This is a genomic window from Streptomyces sp. NPDC059895 (assembly GCF_042731035.1).
Lineage (GTDB): Bacteria > Actinomycetota > Actinomycetes > Streptomycetales > Streptomycetaceae > Streptomyces.
This window is the reverse complement of sequence record NZ_JBHWKO010000038.1, coordinates 57,918-80,394: the sequence shown is the minus strand read 5'-3', so window position 1 is coordinate 80,394 and position 22,477 is coordinate 57,918. Positions and strand designations below refer to the sequence as shown.

Annotated in this window: 22 protein-coding genes and 2 pseudogenes; 12 read left to right on the top strand and 12 right to left on the bottom strand. The window is 71.6% G+C overall.

Translation table 11 applies throughout. The features are described from left to right. Positions 1 to 132: 132 nt before the first annotated feature. The 3 genes from ACFV9M_RS32075 to ACFV9M_RS32065 form a co-directional block, all read right to left on the bottom strand. Entirely contained in the window at positions 133 to 1,719 is a 1,587-nt protein-coding gene (locus ACFV9M_RS32075) for a hypothetical protein (protein ID WP_385070163.1), read from the bottom strand. Beyond that, a complete protein-coding gene (locus ACFV9M_RS32070) occupies positions 1,719 to 3,884 on the bottom strand; it encodes a hypothetical protein (protein WP_385070160.1) in 2,166 nt (721 codons plus the stop codon). The genes ACFV9M_RS32075 and ACFV9M_RS32070 overlap by 1 nt, the downstream gene beginning before the upstream one ends. 166 nt (positions 3,885 to 4,050) lie before the next feature. Beyond that, on the bottom strand, positions 4,051 to 4,500 hold the full coding sequence (locus ACFV9M_RS32065; RefSeq protein ID WP_385070157.1) for a nucleoside deaminase: 450 nt from the start codon (positions 4,498 to 4,500) through the stop codon (positions 4,051 to 4,053). Positions 4,501 to 4,717: 217 nt separating this feature from the next. On the opposite strand from ACFV9M_RS32065, the gene ACFV9M_RS32060 reads away from it, so the two are divergent. Further along, the gene (locus ACFV9M_RS32060; protein ID WP_385070156.1) at positions 4,718 to 5,503 is read left to right on the top strand and encodes a CDP-alcohol phosphatidyltransferase family protein; all 786 of its coding nucleotides are present in this window, start codon (positions 4,718 to 4,720) and stop codon (positions 5,501 to 5,503) included. 102 nt (positions 5,504 to 5,605) lie between these two features. On the opposite strand, the gene ACFV9M_RS32055 is transcribed toward ACFV9M_RS32060, so the two are convergent. Then, complete coding sequence (locus ACFV9M_RS32055; protein ID WP_385070153.1) at positions 5,606 to 5,926, bottom strand: PLD nuclease N-terminal domain-containing protein; 321 nt, start codon at positions 5,924 to 5,926, stop codon at positions 5,606 to 5,608. A gap of 87 nt (positions 5,927 to 6,013) precedes the next feature. Between ACFV9M_RS32055 and ACFV9M_RS32050 the strand changes: the two genes are divergently transcribed. From ACFV9M_RS32050 to ACFV9M_RS32010, 9 genes and pseudogenes are all read left to right on the top strand, one after another. Beyond that, positions 6,014 to 7,465, top strand: a complete 1,452-nt coding sequence (locus tag ACFV9M_RS32050; RefSeq protein WP_385070150.1) for a menaquinone biosynthesis decarboxylase — start codon at positions 6,014 to 6,016, stop codon at positions 7,463 to 7,465. Continuing rightward, positions 7,462 to 8,367, top strand: a complete 906-nt coding sequence (gene mqnP / locus ACFV9M_RS32045; protein ID WP_385070149.1) for a menaquinone biosynthesis prenyltransferase MqnP — start codon at positions 7,462 to 7,464, stop codon at positions 8,365 to 8,367. The genes ACFV9M_RS32050 and mqnP overlap by 4 nt, the downstream gene beginning before the upstream one ends. A gap of 46 nt (positions 8,368 to 8,413) precedes the next feature. Next, on the top strand, positions 8,414 to 8,986 hold the full coding sequence (locus ACFV9M_RS32040) for a Uma2 family endonuclease (RefSeq protein ID WP_385070147.1): 573 nt from the start codon (positions 8,414 to 8,416) through the stop codon (positions 8,984 to 8,986). 55 nt (positions 8,987 to 9,041) lie between these two features. Continuing rightward, entirely contained in the window at positions 9,042 to 9,707 is a 666-nt protein-coding gene (locus ACFV9M_RS32035) for a UbiX family flavin prenyltransferase (RefSeq protein ID WP_385070181.1), read from the top strand. 203 nt (positions 9,708 to 9,910) lie between these two features. Beyond that, on the top strand, positions 9,911 to 10,366 hold the full coding sequence (locus ACFV9M_RS32030; protein ID WP_385070144.1) for an Lrp/AsnC family transcriptional regulator: 456 nt from the start codon (positions 9,911 to 9,913) through the stop codon (positions 10,364 to 10,366). Positions 10,367 to 10,412: 46 nt separating this feature from the next. Continuing rightward, positions 10,413 to 11,576 (top strand): aminofutalosine synthase MqnE, encoded by a 1,164-nt coding sequence (gene mqnE / locus ACFV9M_RS32025; RefSeq protein ID WP_385070141.1) that lies wholly within the window; start codon positions 10,413 to 10,415, stop codon positions 11,574 to 11,576. A 186-nt stretch (positions 11,577 to 11,762) separates the two neighbouring features. Continuing rightward, positions 11,763 to 12,002: pseudogene (locus tag ACFV9M_RS32020) on the top strand (uracil-DNA glycosylase family protein); the annotation flags it as partial. A 16-nt stretch (positions 12,003 to 12,018) separates the two neighbouring features. After that, positions 12,019 to 12,543, top strand: a complete 525-nt coding sequence (locus ACFV9M_RS32015) for a GNAT family N-acetyltransferase (RefSeq protein WP_385070138.1) — start codon at positions 12,019 to 12,021, stop codon at positions 12,541 to 12,543. A gap of 84 nt (positions 12,544 to 12,627) precedes the next feature. Then, positions 12,628 to 12,966 carry a DUF4229 domain-containing protein gene (locus ACFV9M_RS32010; RefSeq protein WP_385070135.1) on the top strand — a complete coding sequence of 113 codons (339 nt, stop codon included), beginning with the start codon at positions 12,628 to 12,630 and terminating at the stop codon, positions 12,964 to 12,966. Between the two features lie 401 nt (positions 12,967 to 13,367). On the opposite strand, the gene ACFV9M_RS32005 is transcribed toward ACFV9M_RS32010, so the two are convergent. The 6 genes and pseudogenes from ACFV9M_RS32005 to ACFV9M_RS31980 all read right to left on the bottom strand — a co-directional run bounded on the left by ACFV9M_RS32005 (position 13,368) and on the right by ACFV9M_RS31980 (position 17,643). Beyond that, complete coding sequence (locus ACFV9M_RS32005; protein ID WP_385070132.1) at positions 13,368 to 14,039, bottom strand: ABC transporter ATP-binding protein; 672 nt, start codon at positions 14,037 to 14,039, stop codon at positions 13,368 to 13,370. After that, a complete protein-coding gene (locus tag ACFV9M_RS32000; protein WP_385070130.1) occupies positions 14,036 to 16,126 on the bottom strand; it encodes a bacteriocin-associated integral membrane family protein in 2,091 nt (696 codons plus the stop codon). Before ACFV9M_RS32000 ends, ACFV9M_RS32005 begins: the two co-directional genes overlap by 4 nt. Positions 16,127 to 16,245: 119 nt before the next feature. Then, complete coding sequence (locus ACFV9M_RS31995) at positions 16,246 to 16,533, bottom strand: lactococcin 972 family bacteriocin (RefSeq protein ID WP_385070178.1); 288 nt, start codon at positions 16,531 to 16,533, stop codon at positions 16,246 to 16,248. Between the two features lie 230 nt (positions 16,534 to 16,763). Then, a pseudogene (locus ACFV9M_RS31990) lies at positions 16,764 to 17,295 on the bottom strand (transposase). A gap of 28 nt (positions 17,296 to 17,323) precedes the next feature. After that, on the bottom strand, positions 17,324 to 17,425 hold the full coding sequence (locus ACFV9M_RS31985; protein WP_385070127.1) for a winged helix-turn-helix domain-containing protein: 102 nt from the start codon (positions 17,423 to 17,425) through the stop codon (positions 17,324 to 17,326). Next, positions 17,425 to 17,643, bottom strand: a complete 219-nt coding sequence (locus ACFV9M_RS31980; protein ID WP_385070125.1) for a hypothetical protein — start codon at positions 17,641 to 17,643, stop codon at positions 17,425 to 17,427. The genes ACFV9M_RS31985 and ACFV9M_RS31980 overlap by 1 nt, the downstream gene beginning before the upstream one ends. Before the next feature lie 131 nt (positions 17,644 to 17,774). Here ACFV9M_RS31980 and ACFV9M_RS31975 point away from each other — a divergent pair, with 131 nt between their 5' ends. Further along, the gene (locus tag ACFV9M_RS31975; protein ID WP_385070122.1) at positions 17,775 to 18,431 is read left to right on the top strand and encodes a TetR/AcrR family transcriptional regulator; all 657 of its coding nucleotides are present in this window, start codon (positions 17,775 to 17,777) and stop codon (positions 18,429 to 18,431) included. A 40-nt stretch (positions 18,432 to 18,471) separates the two neighbouring features. Here ACFV9M_RS31975 and ACFV9M_RS31970 read toward each other — a convergent pair whose 3' ends face one another. Continuing rightward, positions 18,472 to 19,389 carry a MaoC/PaaZ C-terminal domain-containing protein gene (locus ACFV9M_RS31970; RefSeq protein ID WP_385070175.1) on the bottom strand — a complete coding sequence of 306 codons (918 nt, stop codon included), beginning with the start codon at positions 19,387 to 19,389 and terminating at the stop codon, positions 18,472 to 18,474. Continuing rightward, positions 19,389 to 20,942: a 3-oxoacyl-ACP reductase gene (locus tag ACFV9M_RS31965; protein WP_385070119.1), complete on the bottom strand. Its 1,554-nt coding sequence runs from the start codon at positions 20,940 to 20,942 to the stop codon at positions 19,389 to 19,391. Before ACFV9M_RS31965 ends, ACFV9M_RS31970 begins: the two co-directional genes overlap by 1 nt. Positions 20,943 to 21,047: 105 nt before the next feature. On the opposite strand from ACFV9M_RS31965, the gene ACFV9M_RS31960 reads away from it, so the two are divergent. Continuing rightward, a complete protein-coding gene (locus tag ACFV9M_RS31960) occupies positions 21,048 to 22,334 on the top strand; it encodes an acetyl-CoA C-acetyltransferase (protein ID WP_385070117.1) in 1,287 nt (428 codons plus the stop codon). Positions 22,335 to 22,477 lie beyond the last annotated feature (143 nt).

Below are 22,477 nucleotides of genomic sequence, written 5' to 3'. Positions count from 1 at the left end.
ACTCGACCTGCTCCATCGTCAACGCGTCAGCACACAGTCGTATCAACGACCACCTGATACACCCCGTCACGCCAGATGCGGTTGCAGTACTAGCCAGGACGGCTAGCCAGGACCTGTCGGCCCAGGACAGGCCTAGGACGACGGCGGCAGGCACTCCTTCGCCGGCGGCCTGCCCTCCGGCCACGCGACGCGCACGAAGCGGGAGCCGCCGTCGGCGTGCAGCTCCACGATCGGCACCGCCTTGTCGTACGGGTTGCCGTGCACGTCCAGGCAGATCCAGCCGCTCGCGCCGTCGACCCGCAGCGAGCCCTTGACCTGCGGCCACTGGAGTCCGACGTCCGCCAGCGGCGGGACGGTGGCGCCGTCGGGCGTGGCCTCGCGGATGCCGTGCACGGCCAGCCGCAGCGCGTCGTAGGCGATGATCAGCTGGCCGTCGTCCAGCGCCGTGTCCCCGATCGGGCCGACCGGTGCGCGGGTGCTGCGGGCCAGCAGGCCGGTCAGCGTCCGCGCGTCCGCCGCCGAACCGCCGGGCGTCCCGGCGGGCGCCGTCGCCCAGGCGTCCGGGTGGGCCAGGGCGGTGTAGCGCACGGAGAGGCGGTGGGTGAGGGCGGTGCGGTCGAGCTTCTCGTCGCCGGTCAGGTAGGAGCCCTCGTCGCCGGTCAGCAGCGTGAACGAGCGGTCCTGGCAGCCGCGGACGCCGAGCGCGTTGATGAACTGCCGCAGCTGGGTGTGGCGGCCGGCGAACAGGATCGTGTCCGTCTCCGGGGAGGTGTCGCACACCAGATGGGTGATCTGCCGGAACGTGTTCGCGGTCGTGCCCTCCTGACTGCGGTCGGCGGGCGGGGTGAACGGCTGCGGCTCGTACGGCGACCCCTTGATCAGCGACGCGAACGACCTCTGGAGCGTCCGCGTGTACGGGTCGCCCGGCTTGTCGTACACCAGCAGCGCCCGCCCCGCGCTCACCTTCGCGAACGACGCCAGGGCGCGCGCCTCGTCGGTGTTGGTGGGGGAGACCCGGGCCAGCCCCGGGAAGGGGTCCTCGCCGCCCGCCCCGTTGGCGAGGTCGTCCGCGGTGATGGACGCGCCGACCACCGGGATGCCCCGCCGGGTCAGCTCCGCCACCGCCTGCTTGTTCCGGTCGGTGCTGGTCCCGACCCCGGCGACCGCCCGCAGCCGGTCGGCGCCCCGCGCCATCCGCTCCAGCCGGTCCACCAGCGGCTCCCAGTGCTCGCTGGTCGCCCCGGGGTTGGCGAGCACCAGCCGGATCGCCGGGGCCTGGCCGTTGGAGGTGTGGTTGGCCTGCCACTGCGCCAGATAGGCCCCCTGCACCTCGTGCAGGATGTCGCTCAGGGTGGACGGGTTGGTGGCGGTGTACGGCAGCATCAGCGCCACCGTCACGTAACTCCCCTTCTCCAGCCGGTCGTTCTCCCGGTCGATGGCCCGCGCCACCTCCCGCAGCCGCGGCCGCCCGAAGTCGTACGCCGTCGACGTCACGCCCACGCACTCGTCGCTGCCCTCGGGCCGCTCCACCCCGGGCGCGCACGAGCGGTCCACCCGCGTCACCGCCCGCACCGCGACCACCGCTCCCGCCACCAGGGCCGCCGTCACCAGCAGGGCGACATAGCGGTAGAGGCGGATCTCCCAGACCTCCCGCAGCCACCGTACGAACGGGCTCCGCACCCTCGCGCCACCGCCACCGCCACCGCCGGTGCTCGCCATCACGCCTCCCCGTCGCCGTCGTCGGATCCGTCGTCGGCCGGTGTGCGCAGCGGGCGGCCCGCCCGCGCGTCGCGGGGCCAGGCCCGGGACGCCGCGAACAGCAGCGCGCCCCCGGCGGGCCGCAGGTCGGACAGTTGCAGCAGTTCGAACTCCAGCCGCCCGCACACCCTCGGATCGGGCAGCACCAGCGGGTCGGTGACCTGCCACACCGCGTGCAGCAGCCGCCGTACCCGCAGGTGCAGCAGGGCGTCCACGCCCTCCGGCGGCCGGTGCGAGGCGTCCGTGCGGCCCAGCGCGATCGCCGCCCGCCGGTCGTCGTGGCCGGCCCCCTCCCCGCCCTCGTCGTCGGGGGTCCGGAAGCAGGGCGCCGACGCCAGGAAGCACAGCGTGTCCAGCCAGGCGCGGGTGTCGAGCGCGGGGAACGTGTCCCGCAGATGGGCGACCGCGTTCGCGGTCTCGCCGAGGGCGAGCTCGTGGGAGAGCCGGTAGCGGGCGCGGTCCGGGTCGCGGTCCGGGTCGCAGTCCGGGTCGGCGCCGCCCGCGCCGTCGGGCTCCGCGTAGTGCCGGATCAGCGTCTCGTGCACCGCGCGCCAGCCGCTGTGGCCGGGATCGCGGTGGTACAGCCGCAGCAGCAGCAGGGTCCGCACGAACGGCTCGCCCACGAAGTGTCCCGGCGCGGACGGCAGCCCCTCCTCGGCGAGCCGCACCCGCAGCGACCGTACGCCCGAGGAACCGAAGTCGTCCGGCAGGTGGGCGGCGGCCAGCGCGACCGCGGAGTCGTGGTCGTGGGCGGCGGCCAGCACGGTCAGTTCGTCGAGCCGGTCGGCCGGGACGAGACGGCGCAGCAGCTCGCCGTAGGCCGGGCCGCCGTCGGCGCCGCCCTCCTCCGGCCGGACGTCCGAGGTGAGCAGCCGCCCCAGGGAGGCCGCCCGCCCGGGGTTCTGACGGGCGGCGGTGGCGAGCAGGACGATGCCGAGCGGGTTCCCGCCGGTCAGCCGGTGCGTGGCGTGCGGCAGCCGGGGCGGTACCTCGATGTCGTCGCAGACCGCGCCGACCATGTGCAGGGTGTCGTCGGGGGACAGCGGCGACAGCGGCACCAGCAGCGCCCGCGAGGACGGCGAACTCCCCGGCTCCCACTCGGTGGCCCGCGCCACCTCCGGCAGCCCGCGCCGTACGGCGTCCCCCAGCGCCGGATGCCCGTCCCCGCGCACGGTCGCCACGCACACCACCTGGTCGGCGATGCCCTCCGCCCGGTCCCGCAGCACCGCGTCCAGCAGCCCGGGACCGGGGCCGCCGCGCGCGTTGTCGAGCAGGACGACCGGCCGGCCCAGCCGCCGCAGATGCGAACCGAGCCCCGTGTAGGCCTCCGCCAGGTCGGCGAGCAGCGCCCGCACCAGCCAGCGCTCGGCGTGCCCGCGCGAGGTGTCACCGGCCCGGAAGTTGCCCGCGAGCAGCAGCAGGCCGCGCTTGGCGTTGCCGCCCGCGTTCGGGTAGGTGCGGTACCACTGGGACGGCTTCTGCTCCTTGTGGGAGGTGAACCCCTCCGACAGCGCCTCCAGCGTGGCCTCGATCGCCGCCGCCACGAACGGGCCCTGGCCGCTCGCCGCCCCGATGACCCGCGCGGCCACCCGGGCCGCCCACCGCCCGGCCATGCCGAACCGGGAGGCCCGTTCGTTCAGCAGCAGGATCCGCACCAGCTCCCGCCGGATCCGCTCGGAGTCCGCCCGCCCGCTCCAGTCGCTGGCCCGCACCGCCACCAGGCCGGCCGTCAGCCGGGGGAAGGTGAGCTGCCCGGCCGCCTTCACCGGCTCCGTCAGCTGCTCGGCGAGGACCAGCAGCGCCTGCCACACCGGCGACCAGGACTCCGGGCTCTCCTCGTGCGGCGGCCGGGCGAACTGCTCGTCCTCGCAGTCGATCAGCGCGACCGGGGTGCGCCGGCGGGCCTCACCGCCCCTGGTCCGCTCGGTGTAGGCCGCCCACACCTCCCCGAGCACCGCGCTCTTGCCCAGGCCCCGGCCGCCCGACAGGACCAGCACCGGGAGCGAGTCGGGGTGTTCGACCTTGACCGCGTGATGCTCGTAGGGGCGCAGTCCGACGAGCCGCGGCACGAGACCGGCCGGCTCGACGTCGAACAGCGCACCTCGCCCGTACAACCGTCTGTGCACCGCACCTCCCCCGTGGCCGGTCCTCAACGCCAGGGTAAAGAGGGAGAGTTGGTGTGTGCCAGAGCGTGTGATGTCCGTTGGGTCACGAAAGTGCCGTCCATGGCCTCATGGGCCTCAAGGGCCGCGGTGGTGGAGGGCCGCCGGCCCGCCGGTGGCGGTGCGCGGGTCAGACGCCGATGTCCTCGTGCCACAGGGCCGGGTTCCGCCGGACGAAGTCGCGCATCATCGCCACGCACTCGGCGTCGTCCAGCAGCACGATCTCCACGCCGTGCTCGGCCAGCCAGTCGTGGCCGCCGTGGAAGGTGGTCGCCTCGCCGACGACCACGCGGGAGATCCCGAACTGGCGTACCAGGCCGGAGCAGTACCAGCACGGCGAGAGGGTGGTCACCATCGTGGTGCCCCGGTACGACCGCTGCCGGCCGGCCGCGCGGAACGCCGCCGTCTCCGCGTGCGTCGACGGGTCGCCGTCCTGCACCCGCCGGTTGCGGCCCCGGCCCAGCGGGGCGCCGTCGGGGCCGAACAGCGCGGCGCCGATCGGGATGCCGCCCTCGGCGAGACCGGCGCGGGCCTCCTCGACGGCGGTGGCGAGCCAGGCGCGTGCCGTCGCCTGATCCATGGGGTTCCTCCTCCGCACGGTGGGCCTGCGTCACCTCACTCTGCGGTGGCCGCGCCGCTGGGGCAACGCGCCGCCCCGGCGGGGGCGTACGGAACGGGCGGGCCGGGCCCGCGCACAGCCCCGTCGGCGGGGTCCGGGGGTCCGGGGGGTCAAGTACCCTGTGCCGATCGCCGCCGAGGAGGCGGCAGTTGCGTCCGGGTGTGCGGGAGGAACGGTCATGGTTGCTGCTCCGGTTCTGGAGGAGCTGCGGGAGGTCTGCCAGCCGCAGGCCAAGCTGGCGAGCCGCAACGGCGAGCACTGGGCGGGCCGGCTGTACATGCGGCGGATCTCCCTGCGGTTCACCCGGCACCTCGTGCGCACCCCGGTCACGCCCGACCAGCTGACCTGGACGATGGTGGTGTGCGGTGTCCTGTCCGGCGCCGCGCTGCTGGTCCCGGGCCTCACGGGCGCGGTCCTGGCCGCCCTCCTCATGCAGCTCTTCCTCCTCTTCGACTGCGTCGACGGCGAGGTCGCCCGCTGGAAGGGGCAGAACAGCGCGACCGGCATCTACGTCGACCGCCTGGGCGCCTACCTCGCGGACGCGGCACTGATGATCGGCTTCGGCTTCCGTGCCGCCGAGTCCGGGTTCGGCGGCTGGGCGGGTTTCAACGGCTGGGTCTCCCTCGGCCTCGCGACCGCGCTCGGCGTCGTGCTGCTGAAGGCCTCCACCGACCTGGTGGACGTGGCCCGCGCCCGCCGCGGTCTCGCCGTCGCCGACGACGAGGCCGCCGCGCCCCGCTCGCAGGGCGTCGCCTCGGTCCGCCGCCTCGCCGCCGCCTTCAAGATCCACCGGGTGACCAACGGCATCGAGGCCTCGCTGGTCCTGCTGGCCGTCGCGGTCGCGGACGCGGTCACCGGCGGCGTCGAGCCGACCCGCTGGGCGCTGGCCGCCATCGCCGCGATCACCTGGGTGATGGTCCCGGCCCACCTGCTGTCGATCCTGTCGTCGTCCCGGCTGCGCTGAGCGGGCGGCCGACCGGCCCGACGGTTCGCCCCCGCCCGGGCCGTCCGTCAGGGCTCGTTCAGGGCTCGTTCAGGACTCGTTCAGGGCTCGTTGAGGACTCGGTCAGGGCTCGTCCCGCTTCGGGCCGTCGTCCCCCCGCCGGTCCTCGTCGAGGGACTTCAGGAAGTCGGGGTTGTCGTCGGGCGCGACCCACCGCCGGGTCGTCCCGCCGCCGCGCACCCCGGACCAGCCCTCGGCGGCCGGGCTGCGCCGCTTGCCCGCGATCAGCCAGGAGATCGAGCCGACGAGCGGGAACAGCAGCACGAGGATCGCCCACAACGGTTTCGGCATGTGGCGGATCTCGTCGTCCTTGGTGCTGATGCAGTCGATGAACGCGTACACGCTCAGCGCCAGCGGTACGAGGAACATCAGTACCCGGAGCATGGGGCCTCTCCAGCGAAGTGGTCGTCGGGGCCACGAGACGGGCCCCAGGTACTGGGCCAGGGTAGCCGCTCGGGGATACTTGACCCCATGGCTTACGACGATCTTCGTTCCCTGCTCAGGGCCCTGGAGCGGGAAGGCGACCTCAAACGCGTCAAGGCGGAGGTCGATCCGCATCTGGAGGTCGGGGAGATCGTCGACCGGGTCCAGAAGTCCGGCGGGCCCGCGCTGCTCTTCGAGAACGTGAAGGGGGCGTCGATGCCCCTCGCGATGAACGTCTTCGGCACCGACCGCCGTCTGCTCAAGGCGCTCGGGCTGAAGTCGTACGCGGAGATCACCGAGAAGATCGGCGGGCTGCTCAGGCCCGAGCTGCCGCACGGCTTCGTCGGGGTCCGGGAGGCCTTCGGCAAGCTCGGCGCGATGACCCACGTCCCGCCGAAGAAGGTGAAGGACGCGCCCGTGCAGGAGGTCGTGCTGCACGGCGACGAGGTGGACCTGGAGCGGCTGCCCGCGCTGTTCACCTGGCCCCAGGACGGCGGCTCCTTCTTCAACCTGGGCCTGACGCACACCAAGGACCCGGAGAGCGGGGTCCGCAACCTCGGCCTGTACCGGCTGCAGCGCCACGACCGGCGCACGATCGGCATGCACTGGCAGATCCACAAGGACAGCCGCAACCACTACCAGGTGGCGGCCCGGCGCGGCGAGCGCCTGCCGGTGGCGATCGCCTTCGGCTGCCCGCCCGCCGTGACGTACGCCTCCACCGCGCCCCTGCCCGGAGACATCGACGAGTACCTCTTCGCCGGGTTCCTCGCGGGCCGGCGGATCGAGATGGTCGACTGCAAGACGGTGCCGTTGCAGGTGCCGGCGCAGGCGGAGGTCGTCCTGGAGGGCTGGCTGGAGCCGGGGGAGATGCTCCCCGAGGGCCCGTTCGGCGACCACACCGGCTTCTACACCCCGCAGGAGCCGTTCCCCGCGCTGACGATCGACTGCGTGACGATGCGGAAGCGGCCGCTGCTCCAGTCGATCGTCGTCGGCCGCCCGCCGACCGAGGACGGCCCGCTGGGACGGGCCACGGAGCGCTTCTTCCTCCCGCTCCTCAAGATCATCGTGCCGGACATCGTGGACTACCACCTGCCCGAGGCCGGCGGCTTCCACAACTGCGCGATCGTCTCGATCGACAAGAAGTACCCCAAGCACGCGCAGAAGGTCATGCACGCGATCTGGGGCGCCCACATGATGTCGCTGACCAAGCTGATCGTCGTCGTCGACGCCGACTGCGACGTCCACGACCTGCACGAGGTCGCCTGGCGCGCCCTCGGCAACACCGACTACGCCCGCGACCTCTCGGTCGTCGAGGGCCCCGTCGACCACCTCGACCACGCCTCCTACCAGCAGTTCTGGGGCGGCAAGGCGGGCATCGACGCGACGAGGAAGTGGCCCGAGGAGGGGTACACGCGCGACGGGGGATGGCCCGAGATGGTGCTGTCCGACCCGGAGACGGCGGCGAAGGTCGACCGCCGGTGGAAGGAGTACGGCCTGTGAGTTCGGCATCCGCCGCGATCCCGCAGCAGCCGGGACGCACCAAGGCCTTCCTCCGCCTGGTGATGATCGAGCACTCGGTCTTCGCCCTGCCCTTCGCCTACATCGCGGCGCTGACCGCGATGTTCCAGCTCGACCGGAACATCCACTGGGGCCGTCTGCTCCTGGTCACCGTCTGCATGGTCGGCCTGCGCACCTTCGCCATGGCCGTCAACCGGATCATCGACCGCGAGATCGACGCGCGGAACCCGAGGACCGCGCACCGCGAACTCGTCACGGGCGCGATGTCGGTACGGCACGCCTGGACCGGCGCCCTGATCGCGCTGGCGGTCTTCCTGGGCTCGGCGGCCCTGCTCAACCCGCTCTGCCTGGCGCTCGCCCCCGTCGCCGTCGTCCCGATGGTCGTCTACCCCTACGGCAAGCGCTTCACGAACTTCCCGCAGGCCATCCTGGGCCTAGCCCAGGCGATGGGCCCGGTCGGCGGCTGGCTCGCGATCACCGGCGAGTGGTCCTGGGAGGCGGTGATCCTCGGCCTGGCGGTCGGCGTCTGGATCGGCGGCTTCGACCTCATCTACGCCTGCCAGGACGTCGAGACCGACCGCGAGATCGGCGTCATGTCGGTCCCCGCCCGCTTCGGCATCCCGGCGGCGATCCGTGCCGCCCGCGTCTGCCACGCGATCACGACGGCCCTGTTCGTCTGGTACGCGGTGGCCACCGACGCCGGCGTCTTCCTCTGGCTCGGCCTGCTGATCGTCGCGGGCGCGTTCGTCTACGAGCACACCATCGTGCGCCCGCACGACCTGTCCCGCCTGAACAGGGCGTTCTTCTCCGTCAACGGCTTCATCGGCATTGCCCTGTTCGTGTGCGCGCTGCTCGATCTCCTGGTGCGGGGTCTGACGGTCTGAATAACGTGCGGCCTACCATCGAGTGCAGGACCCCAGGGAGGCCACCGTGACCGTCTCGGACCTTGACCGCCTGCACTCGCAGCTCAGCCGGTTCGAGGACATGTTCCCCGGCTATCACATGGAGATTGCTGAGGGCAACGTCGTGATGAGTCCGGTCAAGCCCCACCACGCGGAGACCCTCCGACTGGTGTGGAACGCCCTCCGCGAGCAGGTGGCCGAAGAGTGGGGCTTCACGAGCGATGTCGCCTTCCCGTTCGACGAGGACAACGAGTTCTGCCCCGATCTGGCGATCATCCCGGCCGCCGAGGTGGCGAAGAACGAGGGCGCTTACTCGCCCGATCTCGTCGAACTGGTCGTGGAAGTCGTCTCCAAGGCCAGCGTCCGCCGGGACTACGAGGTCAAACCGCGCTGGTACGCCTCCCGCGGTATCGCCAACTACCTGATCTTCGACCCTCTCCAGGGGCATGTCGTCACGCTGTGGAACCCCGGCCCCGACGGCTATGCGGGCCGAGACACCATTCCGTACGGTCCCGACCTGACCGTCGACTCGCCCCTCGGCAAGATCACCCTTTCCACGGCCGGCCTCCCCGTCGATCCGAACGCCCCCCACCGGTCCTGAAGACCTTCCCGCCCACCGGTACGCTCAAGGTGTGAACGCAGGAGAAACGCAGCGCGTGCCTTGGATCGTGGGGGTGTCCGGGGCGTCCGGTACGCCCTATGCCGCCGCTGTCCTGCGCGCGTTGCTCGCGGGGGGCGAGAGCGTCGACCTGGTGGTCAGCCGGGCGTCGCGGCTCACGTTGCTGGACGAGACGCGGATCTCCTTCCGGGACGCGCACTGGCGCGACGACCTGCGGGAATGGCTCGCGCGGGGCGCCGACGGCAAGCCAAACGCCTTCGACGTGGACCTCGGCGGCGAGGGCGACGACCGGGTGCGGTACTGGGGCGCGGGCGACCTGGCCGCCGGGCCGTCCTCGGGGTCGTACCCGGCGAAGGGGATGCTGATCGTCCCGGCGTCCACGGCCTGCGTCGCGGGAGTCGCCCTGGGACTGTCCAAGGACCTGCTCCAGCGGGCGGCGAGCGTGACGCTCAAGGAGCGCCGGCCCCTGGTCGTCGCCGTCCGGGAGGCGCCGCTGGACGGGCGGACCCTGCGGCACCTGGTCGCCCTGGACGACGCGGGCGCGAGCGTCGTCCCCGCCTCCCCGGCCTTCTACGCGGGCGCCGGCCACATCCAGGACCTGGTGGACTTCGTCGCCGGCCGGGTCCTCGACGCGGTGGGGGTGCCGCACCGGCTCTACCGCCGCTGGGAGGGCGAACTCGGCGGCGCCCAGCGGCCCGCCTGACCCGACTGACCCGCCCGACCCGGGGACGGCGGCCGGGCACCCGGCACCACCACGAGCAAGCACCCGACACGCACCCGACACACACTCAGCACGCACCCAAGACGCACGCAGCACGCACGCAGCACGCACGCAGCACGTACTCAGCACCACCCTCAGGAACGCGCACCTCCAGACCTCATCTTGATCGGAAGGCTTCGATTCGCATGGACGCGGTGGACAGGCAGCTCATCCAGGCCCTCAGGGAGAACGGCCGGGCCTCCTACGCGGAGCTGGGACGCCTCGTCGGCCTGTCGGGACCCAGTGTCACCGACCGCATCAACCGGCTGGAGGCGGCCGGCGTCATCACCGGCTACCGCGCCACGGTGGACGCCGCCACCCTCGGCCTCGGCGTCACCGCCCTCATCGGCATCTCCCTCTCGGACGCCGCCGACCACGAGGACGTGGCCGCCCGGCTGAAGGACTTCGGCGAGATCGAGGACTGCTGGTTCATCGCCGGCGACGACTCGTACATGCTCAAGGTCCGGGCCAACGACGTGGACGGACTGGAGAGGATCATCCGGCGGCTGTCCGGGACGAAGGGCGTCTCCCGCACCCGGACGACGATCGTGCTCTCCACGAAGTGGGAGAACCGGGTGGGCGACCTTCCCGAAGAGGTGTGACGGCGTGGGCGTACGGTGGGAGACCCTGTCTTGGAAAGGTGTGAGCATGGACGTCGGGCTCAAGCGCGAGCTGGAGGAAAAGGTCCGCTCCGGTGAGCGGCTGACCCGCGAGGACGGCATCGCCCTGTACGAGTCGGACGACCTGGCCTGGCTCGGCGGGCTCGCCCACGAGGTGCGGACCCGCAAGAACGGCGACGTGGTCCACTTCAACGTCAACCGCCACCTCAACATGACCAACGTGTGCACGGCGTCCTGCGCCTACTGCTCCTTCCAGCGCAAGCCGGGCGAGAAGGACGCGTACACGATGCGCATCGAGGAGGCCGTCAAGCTCGCCAAGGCGATGGAGGCGGAGAACCTCACCGAGCTGCACATCGTCAACGGGCTGCACCCGAACCTGCCGTGGCGCTACTACCCGCGCTCGCTGCGGGAGCTGAAGGCCGCCCTGCCGGACGTCTCCCTCAAGGCCTTCACCGCCACCGAGATCCACCACTTCGAGACCATCTCGGGGCTGTCCGCCTCCGAGATCCTCGACGAGCTGATCGACGCGGGCCTGGAGTCGCTGACCGGCGGCGGCGCCGAGATCTTCGACTGGGAGGTCCGGCAGCACATCGTGGACCACCGCACCCACTGGGAGGACTGGTCGCGGATCCACCGGCTGGCGCACGAGAAGGGGCTCAAGACCCCGTGCACCATGCTCTACGGCCACATCGAGGAGCCCCGGCACAGGGTCGACCACGTCCTGCGCCTCCGCGAGCTCCAGGACGAGACCGGCGGCTTCCAGGTCTTCATCCCCCTGCGCTACCAGCACGACTTCGTGGACATGAAGGACGGCAAGGTCCGCAACCGGCTCCAGGCGCGGACGCAGATGGCGACCGGCGCGGAGGCGCTGAAGACCTTCGCCGTCTCCCGGCTGCTCTTCGACAACGTCCCGCACGTCAAGGTCTTCTGGGTCATGCACGGCGTCCAGACCGCGCAGCTCGCCCTCCAGCACGGCGCGGACGACATGGACGGCTCGGTCGTCGAGTACAAGATCACGCACGACGCGGACAACTACGGCACCCCGAACAAGCTGACCCGCGACGACCTGCTGGACCTGATCCGCGACGCCGGCTTCCGCCCGGTGGAGCGCAACACGCGCTACGAGATCATCCGCGAGTACGACGGCCCGGACCCCCTGCGCAGGGAGTCGCCGCAGCCGATGCGGGTCTGAGATCCCGGCCGACGGGAGTGTCCTGACCCCAGGGGCGCGGGGAACTGCGCGAGACGCCCCCACGGCCCGCGGCCGACCACCCGCCCGAGCCGCCCGAGCCGCCCGAGCCGCCCGAGCCCGCCGGAGCCCGCCTGAGCACCCCTCGTTCCCCGCCGGGGACGAGGGGTACCCAGGGAGTGTGACCCCGCCGTGGTGGAGCCCGAGCTGATCGTGGTGCTGGGGGCGACGGCGGGCAAGGCGCTGCTGGGGTCGTCGTTCAAGGTGACCGAGGTGCGCGGGACGGTCCTGGAGCAGGAGATCCACGGCCGCCCGGAGCGGCTGGTCCCCACCGTGCACCCGTCGTCGGTGCTGCGCGCGGACGACCGGGAGGCGGCCTACCAGGGCCTGGTCGCGGATCTGGACGTCGCGGCCCGCCTTCTCGCGTAAGGGCTACCATGCCCGAATGCCGCTTACCTTCACCCTCGATCCCGCCGTCACCCCCGCGCTCCGCGACGGCGTCCTCGACCTGTGGACGGACGTGTCCAACGCGGGCGGAGCCGTCGGTTTCGTGCCGCCGGTGACGCCGGAGGTGATCCGGCCCGAGCTCGTCCGGCACCTCGCGCACATGGCCGAGGGGCGCACCCGGCTGCTCGTCGGGCACGACGGGACGGGCCGGGTCGCCGCCACCGCGTTCCTCACCTCCAACACGCACCGCCTGATGACCCACTGGGTGTGGCTGTACACGGTGATGGTCCACCCCCGCCACCAGGGCAAGGGCTACGGCCGGGACCTGCTGGCCGCCGCTGCGGACGCGGCCCGCACCTTCGAGGGCATAGAGGGGATACGGCTCACCTGCCGGGGCGGCCTCGGCCTGGAGCGCTTCTACGGCTCCTGCGGCTACAAGGAGGTCGGCCGGGTCCCCGGCGCGATCCGGGTCGCTCCCGGCGACGACCGCGACGACATCACCATGCTGCTGCCGCTGCACTGACCCTCCCCACCCCCTGCCAAGATCCGGTGCCCGGCGTGCTTCACTGGACGACGGCCCCTTTTGGAATCGGAAGAGTGGATTGAGATGCTCCGCTACACGCTGATGCGCCTCGGTGTCTTCGCAGGCTGCCTCGCGGCCGTCTGGGGGCTCGTCTACTTCGGCCTCGTCCCGCGCGGCCTCGGCGACGCCAACGGCATGTGGATCATCCTCCTGGCCCTGGTCCTCTCCGCCCCGATCAGCTTCGTCGTGCTGCGCAAGGAGCGCGACCGCGCCTCGGAGACGGTCGTGCGCCGGGTGGACCGGATGAAGGCCGGCCTGAAGGCCAGCCAGACGCAGGAGGACGAGGCGGTCGACGCTGCCACCGACGCCGACGCTGCCACCGCTGCCGCCGACGCCCAGGGGCAGGTGACCCGGGCGTCCTAGATCCAATGCCGTTTGGCCCCGGCGGCGAGCTGCCACCAGAACTGGCCGCTCTCGAGATGGCCGGTCAGGTGTAGCAGGCAAGCGAAGAGGAGCGTGCCGTCGACGTCCGCCTCACGGCGGCCCAGGGCGCGACCCGCGTAGCAGAGCGGCGCAGCGCCGTGTGCCTTTCAACAACTGCTCGTCATCGGCACCTCCCATCTGGCAGATGCCGATGACGTGGCATGCGAGCGGGCTACAGAGCGTTACCGCGCCCCACTCTGCAGCGGAGGCTGTTACGGGACCTGATCAGAAGACCCGGAGGGCTACGCGTTGGACGATCGTCAGCGCGTGGGTGCCGTAGACGAGGAAGACGACGGTGGCTATGGCGACGATACCTGCGAGAGACCAGGTGAGGCGGGGGTTCATGCGGCGGTGATCTCCTTGACGGGATGGGGGTGGCTGTTGGTTCCTACCTGCAGGACGCTGTCGCACAGGTCTCTGACGGTGGGGTCGTGGGTGGCGATCACCACGGCGCAGCCGGTGTCGGCCAAGGCTCGGAGTGTGGTGATGACCATGTGGGTGTTGTCGAGGTCGAGGGCGCCGGTGGGCTCGTCGGCCAGGACGAGAGTGGGCTGCTTGACGATGAGGCGGGCGAGTGCGACGCGTTGTTGTTCGCCGCCTGAGAGGCGGTGGACTACGTCATCTTCGCGGTCAGCAAGTCCGACTTGTTGCAGTGCCTGGGCGAGGGTAGGGCGGCACCCGCGGTTCGAGCGGGCGGGCTTGACGGCGACGCTGAGGTTGTCGGCGATGGTGGCGTTGTCGATCAGGGCGTAGTTCTGGAAGAGGTAGCCGAGTGTGTCGCGGCGGTAGGCTCGGGCCTTGCGTGGGCTGAGCTTGGTGATGTCCTGGTCATGGTGGCGCATCGTGCCGGTGGTCGGGGCATCGAGGAGGCCGAGACAGTTGAGGAGCGTCGATTTGCCGGATCCGCTGGGGCCCGTCAGGGCGAGCATCCGCCCGGCCTCGATGGTGAAGGTCAGGTCCTGCCATAGGGCGCGAGAGCCAAAGGATTTGGACAGGCCGGTCAGGTCGATCACGCTTCGGTCGATCCTTCCTTGACGATGCGGCGGTGGAAGAGCGCCAGGACGGCGAGGACGGTGGCGATCTCAACCACTACGAGGCCAGCGATGACGGTCAGGTCCTGGCCTGTGATCGTCATCGCGTCACGGGGGGCGGGGATACCCATGGCCTCGTACTGCTCAAGGCCTTGATTCCACTGGTGGACTTGGTAGGGGAGCCAGGAGACGAGCAGTGCAACGATCGCTGCTTCAGCTGCCAGGAGGGTGCGGTGAGTGCCGGTGAAGGTCCAGCCGTGGATGTGCCTAGCGAAGATCCGTTGGGCGTTCTTGCGGGTGTGGACGATGACGACGCCGATGCCAGTGACGAGTAGAACCACGAGGGCGACGGCTAGGTTGAACAGTCTCAGCCGGAAGTCGGCGGTGACATCTCGGATTGCCTCGGCAGCATCGGCAGCGATGGGACTGATGCCGACAATCTCGTTGCGTAGGCCGCGGGCGGTGATGCCGGCGGTGATGTCGGCGGGGTCCGGGAAGACAATGCTGCGCTGTGAGGCGTAGGCGGTGAAACCCTTGTCGCTGATGTACTCGGTGCCTCTGGGGACGACGACGATGACGGGGTCGGTGAGGAAGGACTCGTCCGAAAGCCGATCCTGCCCGGCCTCGCGGGTGCCGCGGGCGTTGTAAGAGAAGATCTCTTGGCTGTCCGCGGTTTCCTTTACGTCGATCTGCTCGGGTGAGATCTGGTCTGGGTTGGAAGGGCTGACCATGCCGGGCACCAATGCCTTGAGCTTGTCTGCATAAGCGGCAAGGTGTTGCGGAACCAGGAGCAGGATGCGGCCGTCGCCGCCTGCGGCGGCAGGGTAGGGGCGACCGTTCGGGGCGAGGATCTTCTGCTGACCGAGGAACGTCTCGTTGGCCACCAACAGGTCATCGGCAGGAATGCCCTGGGCGTCGCGTGAGCGTGCAAGGTCCTTGTGGCCAGCCAGGACAATCTGGCCATCGGCGTCGGCCTGGCGCAGCCAGGGGCCGACTTTCGCCTCCACCTTTTTCAACGCATCGGGAGCGCCAAGATACCCGTTTAGGCGGATGGTGGAGGCATTGCCCGCCTTCTTGTACGCGTTGAGGGCGTCTTCACGCCGAGCGAGGTCCTGTCCGGCTTGCAGGACCGAGGCTGCGATACCGAGAGCAAGGACAAGAGCCGGTACGCGTACGAGGTAGGCGGCTGCTGCGGTGGAGCGGGCAGGTATCTCGCCCTTGAGGGCGGCCAGAATGCCGGTGCGCGCGGTCACGGTGAGCATCGTGGCATGGGTGATGAGGACAAGAGCAGTGAAGACGGACGCCGTAGCTGCTGCGAGGAGGGCGAACAGACCAAACCAGGCAAGGTGGTTGTACCAGGCCAGCAGTGCAGTCGCCACGGTCGTCACGACCGCGAGAGCAGCCGTCCAGAAACGCACAAGACGGCGTAGGTCACCTGCGAGGATCACGGCCAGGGACATGCCCTGTAGCCGCAGCACTCCATAAGCCTTGGCGTTCAGCAGAACGCCGGCACCAGTCATCGTGACGCAGACCAAGGCGACGACGACGAGGGAACCCGCCAGGGCACTGCCGCCATAGGCGTAGGAGAGCTGGTCTGGAGAAGCCGGCTCGGGGTGCCATGCAGTGAGGCCGTGCTGCTGCAGCAGTGCGAGGAAGGGGCCGACCACGACGGGATCACCGAAGATGTAGTAGAGGCCGCGGGGATCGCGGTCGGAAAGCTCGGCGAACGGTCGGGGCGTGGTGGCCTGGCTGGGACTGAACGCCGGATAGCCGTCTTTGAGCCACTCGGCGCGGGGTCCGGTCGAGGTCAGGTATAGGTCTCGGCTGCGGTCGGGGTGTTCCAGGTCGAGTTCCTGGCGCCCCACGGTGACATCGTGGTCACGGGCGAACGTCTCGATGGCCTGCTCAATGGCGTGGCTGTTACTGGTATCTCGAGACTCGGTGACCTGGACGACCGCGTCGTAGCCGAAGGTCCACTGGTCTTCAAAGCTCTTGAGGAACAAGAAGGAGAACAGGGCGGAGAATGCCAGGATGACGGCGTGGGTGAACTTGACGCCACGGTGCAGCATGCGTGTCCTACAAGGCTAGCGGGGGGATCGACCGGCCAGGTGGTGGAAAGCGCGCATGCCCCCGAAGGGCCGCGGTGCGCGGGCCCCTTCGGGGGCATGTTACGCGTGCTGTCGGCTGGTCAGCAGGTGGTCTTGTAGTAGGTCTCGTTGCCGTAGAGGGCGGCAGGTGCCTGCGTGATGGACCAGTTGCCGGCGGAAGCCTCGTCGCTGTCGGTGCTGGAGCCGACGGAGGTCGATCCGTGGCACTTGGATGCGTGGTAGTAGTCGGACCACACGTAGGACGTTCCCGCCCCGTAGTCCCAGGTCCCGCCGCCGATGCTAACCACGGTCGCGAGCGCGGGAGTGGCAGCCGCCACGACCAGCGCACCGGACACGGCCGCGATCTTGGCTGCACGCTTGAGTCTCATCATCAACTCACCTGCTATAGGCAATCTGCGATGGACATCGAACACGCAGAATGATCGCAACCGGCAGCCGGAAGGAGAAAGTCAAGATCAAGACGAACCTTGACGTTAATCGATCTTGAATAATCACGTAACGCATACATGTAAACGCCATGCGTGCACATTTGAGCCCGTCTTGACCGGAACTGGCCGAGAGGCGCGGTGCCAAGCCGGTCACCACTGACTTCGGCCCGTCAAGGTGACGCTGGGCCGTCGAGGGTGTCTGGCCGGTACTGGAGGCGCTTGAGCCGGTTGCGTACGAGGACTTCGAGTCGGTCGAGGGCGACGACGAGGTCCACCAGGCTGCGTTTGACGTGCGCCCATACCCTGTCGACGGGGGGTGAGGTCGGGCGAGTAGGCGGGCAGCAGGAACACCGTCAGCCACTCGCGCTCGGCGATCAACTCACGCATGGCGTGGGAGACGTGCGTGTTGGGCCGGTCCCAGACCAGCACGATCCACACCTTGACGAGCTGGTGGGCGCCGTCGATCAGCGCGATGAAGTCGCGCTCGCCCATGCTGCGGGGCTTGCCTTTGCCCGCGGGGTGGGTGTGCAGGCGGTGGCACAGCCGGGTCCGGAAACCTGGCCGCATCGCGATCAGTCCGGCCACCGGCAGGCGTCCCGAGCGTCGCCCGCTGACCGTCACGACCGGGGTGCCGCCGCGCCGGGTCCAGGTACGTCTTTTGCACGGCCGGCAGGTGAAGCCCGCCTCGTCCTCGAAGAAGATGTGCCTCCGCAGGCCGCCCTGGGCTCTTTCACCTCCGCCCAGGTCGCCTCCTCCACACCTGGACGGCCTTCTCGTCGCGTTCGGCCACCCGCCGCGCGGGCACCTGGGGGCTGAAGCCGAGCCGGTGCATCAGCCTCGTCGCACCGGAGACGCTGTAGGAGACGGGGCGCGTGAGGGACTGGTCCGGTCGACGGTGCCTTCGGCGTTGTACTTGGAGATCGCGCGTTTGGCGACGCGGGGTCGAGTGCGCATGCGGTGGTCGGGCATGGGGTCGGCCAGGATGCGACGGCCGATGGTGCCGACGAGGTCGATGACGGTGTCGGCGATCGCGCCCGTGGACTGGACCACCAGGTCGTGGGCGGTGTTCAGGGCGATGGAGCTGGCCCGGTCGGGGCCGATGTCCGGGCGGGCGCTGGTAATTCGGCTCCGTTCACGTCGGGGCAGTTGCCCGCGCCGCGGGCCGAACTACGCTGACCCCCATGGGTGCCGTGAAGACCAAGCGGATGCCGCGTGCGGTCCGTGAGCAGCAGATGCTGGACGCAGCCGTGGAGATCTTCGGGCGGCGCGGGTACATGGCCGCGTCGATGGACGAGATCGCCGAACTGGCGGGCGTGTCCAAGCCGTTGGTCTACCTGTACCTGAACTCCAAGGAAGACCTCTTCACCGCCTGCATCCGGCGCGAGGCCACGGCGCTGCTGGAGGCGGTCCGTGCGGGCGTCCACCCCGATCTGCCCGCCGACCGGCGGCTCTGGGACGGCCTGCTGGCCTTCTTCGCGCACACCGGGCGGCATCCGCACGCCTGGTCGGTGCTGCACCTCCAGGCCCGTACCCACGGTGAGCCCTTCGCCGGCGAGGTCGCCGCGATGCGCGCGGAGATCGTCGCGTTCGTGACGCAGTTGATCGCCGTGGCCGCCCGCGACGCCCACCGGGACCCCGACCTCCCCGAGCGCGAGGTCGCCGGTCTCGCCGAGGCCCTGGTCGGCGCCGCCGAGTCGCTCGCCGCCTGGGCCAACACCACCGAGGGCGTCACGGCGCGGCAGGCGGCGGCGACCCTGATGAACTTCGCCTGGGCGGGACTGGGTGACCTCATGGCCGGCCGTCCCTGGTCGCCGCCGGAGGCCCCGCCGCTCGGCTGAGAGGTCCGCTCGGCCGAGAGGTCCGCTCGGCCGAGAGGGCTCAGCCGAGGGGATCCACCCGCCCGCTCACATGGACCCGCTCCCCGCCGCCGCCCTCCCGCAGCTCGAAGCGGCTGCCGTCGGCCGCGAAGAACACCGTCCCCGGCAGCAGCACCGGCGCCCGGAACTCCACCTGGATCCGCACCGCCTCCGGGGCGCCGTGGGCGGCGAGGCAGCGGGCCGCGGTCCACATGCCGTGGGCGATGGCGCGCGGGAAGCCGAAGAGGCGCGCGGTGAGCGGGTGCAGGTGGATGGGGTTCCGGTCACCGGAGGCGGCACCGTAGCGGCGGCCCACATCGGCACCGAGCCGCCACTCGTCGAGAACGGGCAGGACACCGGCGTCCGGCCCGCGCGCCCCGCGCGCCCCGGACGCCGCGTCCCCGTTCCCGTCCGCGGAGGGGGAAGCCTCCTGAGTGCGGTGCCGCGCCAGATACGTGCTGTGGGACTCCCACACCACCTCGTCCCCGTCCCGCAGGACGGTGACGACGGTCGCCTCGGTGCCGCGCCGGTGCGGGGCCAGGGAGTCGACGTGCACGGCGAGTCCGTGGTCGCCGGTGGCCCGCACCGGCCGGTGGCGGGTGATCCCGATCGACGTGTGCACGAGGCCGAGGAGGGGCAGCGGGAAGGCCCGCTCGCTCATCAGCCGCATGGCCAGCGGGAAGCCGAGGACGTGCGGATAGGTGACCGGCAGGCAGTCCTCGCCGGTGGGGAACCCGCAGACCCGTTCGTAGGCGGCGAGCCTGGCCAGGTCGACGCGCAGGCCGGGCAGCACCAGACGGGTGCGCGGGTGGTCGGCGTCCGGGCGGGGGCGCTTGAAGGGCGACAGGAGCGCGCCCCGGGCCAGCAGCGGCGCGAGGGCGGGCGGGCTCGTCAGGGTCCGTCGGCTCGGCGAGGTCCGCCCGCTCGTCGGGGTCCGCATCACGCCCCCAGCAGACTCTGGCCGCACACCCGCACGACCTGCCCGTTGACGGCCTGGGAGGCCGGATGGGCGAGCCAGGCCGTCGTCTCGGCGACGTCGACGGGCAGCCCGCCCTGGGCGAGGGAGTTCATCCGGCGGCCCGCCTCCCGGATGAACAGCGGCACCGCCGCCGTCATCCGCGTCTCGATGAAGCCCGGCGCGACCGCGTTCACCGTCACCCCGTGCCCGGCGAGCGCGCGCGGCGCGAGGGCCCGGACCAGCCCGGCGACGCCCGCCTTGCTCGCGCCGTAGTTCGTCTGGCCCGCGTTGCCCGCGAGCCCGGCGATGGAGGCGGTCGCCACGATCCGCCCGCCGGGCCGCAGGGCGCCCTTGGCGAGCAGGGCGTCGGTGGTCCGCAGCACGCTCGCCAGGTTGACGTCGAGGACCTGGTTCCAGCGCTCGGCGGGCATGTTGACCAGCCGGCGGTCGCGGGTGACGCCCGCGTTGTGGACGAGGACGTCCAGCCCGTCGGGGAGCGCGGCGGCGATGCGTTCGCCCGCGTCGGCGGACGTCATGTCGAGGGCGAGGGCGAGCGCGCCGCCGCCGAGCCGTTCGGCGACCCGGCGGGCGTCGTCCTCGGCCTGCGGCACGTCGAGGACGACGACCCGGGCGCCGTCCCGGGCCAGGGTCCGCGCGACCGCCTCGCCGATGCCGCGGGCGGCGCCGGTGACGAGGGCCGTCCGGCCGGCGAGGGGGCGCTCCCAGTCGACGGGACCCTCGGCGCGGTGCCCGCTCGTCTCGACGACCTGGCCGCTGACGTACGCGGACTTGGGGGAGAGCAGGAAGCGCAGGGTGGACTCGGCGGCGTCCGCGTCGGTCAGCCGCAGGAGGTTGACGGTCCTGCCCCGGCCGATCTCCTTGCCCAGGGAGCGGGTGAAACCCTCCAGGGCCTGCTGGACGGCGGCCTGGTGGTGGTCGTCGGGGTCGAGCGGCGCGCCCAGCACGACGATCCGGCCGCTCGCCGCGACCGACCGCACGACCGGGTGCAGGGCCGCGTGCACCTCGGCGAGCGTCTCGACGTCGCGCACGCCGGTGGCGTCGAGGACGACGGCCGCCGGGTTCACGGAGCCGGCCGCCAGGTCCGTGGACCAGGCCGTCGGGCCGGAAGAGCCGACCGTCGGCTCCGTGGACCCGGCCGACAAGCCGGAGGAGTCAGCGACCGGGCCCGAGGAACCGGCCGACAAGCCGGAGGAGCCGGCCGTCGGGCCGGAGGAGTCGGCCACCGGGCCCGAGGAACCGGCCGACAAGCCGGAGGAGTCGGCCACCGGGCCCACGGACCCGGCCACGGACCCGGCCGCGAGCCCGGCCGCGGACCCGCCCGCGAGCCCGGTCCGGGCCAGGACCGGCGCGAGGTCGAGCGCGGACGGGCCGGCCGTGAGGTGCAGCAGGGGGCCGTCGAGGGACGGGCGCTCCGGTGACCAGCGCCTGAGCGCCGCCGGCTGGGGGAGGCCGAGCCGCCGGGTGAGGAAGCGGCCGGGTGCGGTGGCGGTGAAGCTCAGGTAGCGGTCGGCCACGTTCGTCTCCTTGTGGTTCCGGGGGTCCCGGGTGCTGCGCCAAGTCCTTACTCTGGAGTAAGGTTACCGGTGGTAAGCCTAGAATATGGTGAGGAGCAGGTCGAGATGACAACCGTGCACCGGCCGGAGGTCCGCCGCGTCGCGATCATCGGCGGCACCCGTGTCCCGTTCGCCCGCTCCGACGGCCCGTACGCCACCGCCTCCAACCAGGAGATGCTCACCGCGGCGGTGGACGGCCTGGCCGTCCGGTACGGGCTCGACGGGCCCGGCGCCGTGGGCGAGCTGGTGGCCGGCGCCGTCCTCAAGCACAGCCGCGACTTCAACCTCGCCCGCGAGACCGTCCTCGGCTCGCGGCTGGACGCGCGCACCCCGGCCTACGACATCCAGCAGGCCTGCGGGACGGGACTCCAGGCCGTCGTCGCCGCCGCCAACAAGATCGCCCTCGGTCAGACCGAGTCGGCCGTCGCGGGCGGCGCCGACACCGCCAGCGACGCCCCGCTGGGCGTCAACGACCGCCTGCGCCGCATCCTGCTGGAGGCGCGGCGGGCCAAGTCGCCCGGCGCCCGCCTGAAGGCCCTCGCCCGCGTCCGCCCCTCCCACCTGGTCCCCGACATCCCCCGCAACGCCGAGCCGCGCACCGGCCTGTCCATGGGCGAGCACGCGGCGGTCACCGCCCGCGCCTGGGGCATCGGCCGCGAGGCCCAGGACGACCTGGCGGCCACCAGCCACCGCCGGCTGGCGGCCGCCTACGACCGCGGCCTCTTCGACGACCTCGTCGTCCCCTTCCGCGGCCTGGCCCGCGACCAGAACCTGCGCCCCGACTCGACGGTGGAGAAACTGGCCCGGCTCAAGCCGGTGTTCGGCCTCGACGCGCCCGACCCGACGATGACGGCCGGCAACTCCACCCCCCTCACCGACGGCGCCGCCGTGGTCCTCCTCGCCTCCGAGGAGTGGGCGCAGGCACGCGGCCTGGAGCCGCTGGCGTACCTGACCGCCTACGAGACGGCGGCCGTGGACTTCGTCCGCGGTGACGTCGCCGACGGCGAGGACGGACTGCTGATGGCCCCCGCGTACGCCGTGCCGCGCATGCTGGAGCGGGCCGGTCTCGGCATCGAGGACTTCGACCTGGTCGAGATCCACGAGGCGTTCGCCTCCCAGGTGCTGGCCACGCTGGCGGCCTGGGAGAAGCGGGGGCTGGCGCCCGTGGACCGCGAGCGCCTGAACGTGGCGGGTTCGTCCCTCGCGACCGGCCACCCCTTCGCGGCGACCGGCGCCCGGATCGTCGCCACCCTCGCGAAGCTGCTCGCCGGACGCGAGGGCCCCGCACGGGGGCTGATTTCGGTGTGCGCGGCGGGCGGGCAGGGGGTGACGGCCATCCTGGAGCGGCCCTGACCTGCATACTTGAGGGTAAGTCAGATAACCGCCGAGGATGCACAGCCCCGACCCCGGACCACCTCCGAACCCGCACAGCCTCCACACGACAACGCCGTACGATCTCCATCCTGACCGGGCGTGATACCTCAGTTCCGGGGAGC

Coding starts and splice junctions, on each gene's coding strand:
- ACFV9M_RS32075 (WP_385070163.1), bottom strand. CDS start 1,719: ATGGCGAGCACCGGCGGTGGCGGTGGCGGTGGCGCGAGGGTGCGGAGC.
- ACFV9M_RS32065 (WP_385070157.1), bottom strand. CDS start 4,500: ATGGATCAGGCGACGGCACGCGCCTGGCTCGCCACCGCCGTCGAGGAG.
- ACFV9M_RS32060 (WP_385070156.1), top strand. CDS start 4,718: ATGGTTGCTGCTCCGGTTCTGGAGGAGCTGCGGGAGGTCTGCCAGCCG.
- ACFV9M_RS32055 (WP_385070153.1), bottom strand. CDS start 5,926: ATGCTCCGGGTACTGATGTTCCTCGTACCGCTGGCGCTGAGCGTGTAC.
- ACFV9M_RS32050 (WP_385070150.1), top strand. CDS start 6,014: ATGGCTTACGACGATCTTCGTTCCCTGCTCAGGGCCCTGGAGCGGGAA.
- ACFV9M_RS32030 (WP_385070144.1), top strand. CDS start 9,911: ATGGACGCGGTGGACAGGCAGCTCATCCAGGCCCTCAGGGAGAACGGC.
- mqnE (WP_385070141.1), top strand. CDS start 10,413: ATGGACGTCGGGCTCAAGCGCGAGCTGGAGGAAAAGGTCCGCTCCGGT.
- ACFV9M_RS32015 (WP_385070138.1), top strand. CDS start 12,019: ATGCCGCTTACCTTCACCCTCGATCCCGCCGTCACCCCCGCGCTCCGC.
- ACFV9M_RS32010 (WP_385070135.1), top strand. CDS start 12,628: ATGCTCCGCTACACGCTGATGCGCCTCGGTGTCTTCGCAGGCTGCCTC.
- ACFV9M_RS32000 (WP_385070130.1), bottom strand. CDS start 16,126: ATGCTGCACCGTGGCGTCAAGTTCACCCACGCCGTCATCCTGGCATTC.
- ACFV9M_RS31995 (WP_385070178.1), bottom strand. CDS start 16,533: ATGAGACTCAAGCGTGCAGCCAAGATCGCGGCCGTGTCCGGTGCGCTG.
- ACFV9M_RS31985 (WP_385070127.1), bottom strand. CDS start 17,425: ATGCACCGGCTCGGCTTCAGCCCCCAGGTGCCCGCGCGGCGGGTGGCC.
- ACFV9M_RS31975 (WP_385070122.1), top strand. CDS start 17,775: ATGGGTGCCGTGAAGACCAAGCGGATGCCGCGTGCGGTCCGTGAGCAG.
- ACFV9M_RS31970 (WP_385070175.1), bottom strand. CDS start 19,389: ATGCGGACCCCGACGAGCGGGCGGACCTCGCCGAGCCGACGGACCCTG.
- ACFV9M_RS31960 (WP_385070117.1), top strand. CDS start 21,048: ATGACAACCGTGCACCGGCCGGAGGTCCGCCGCGTCGCGATCATCGGC.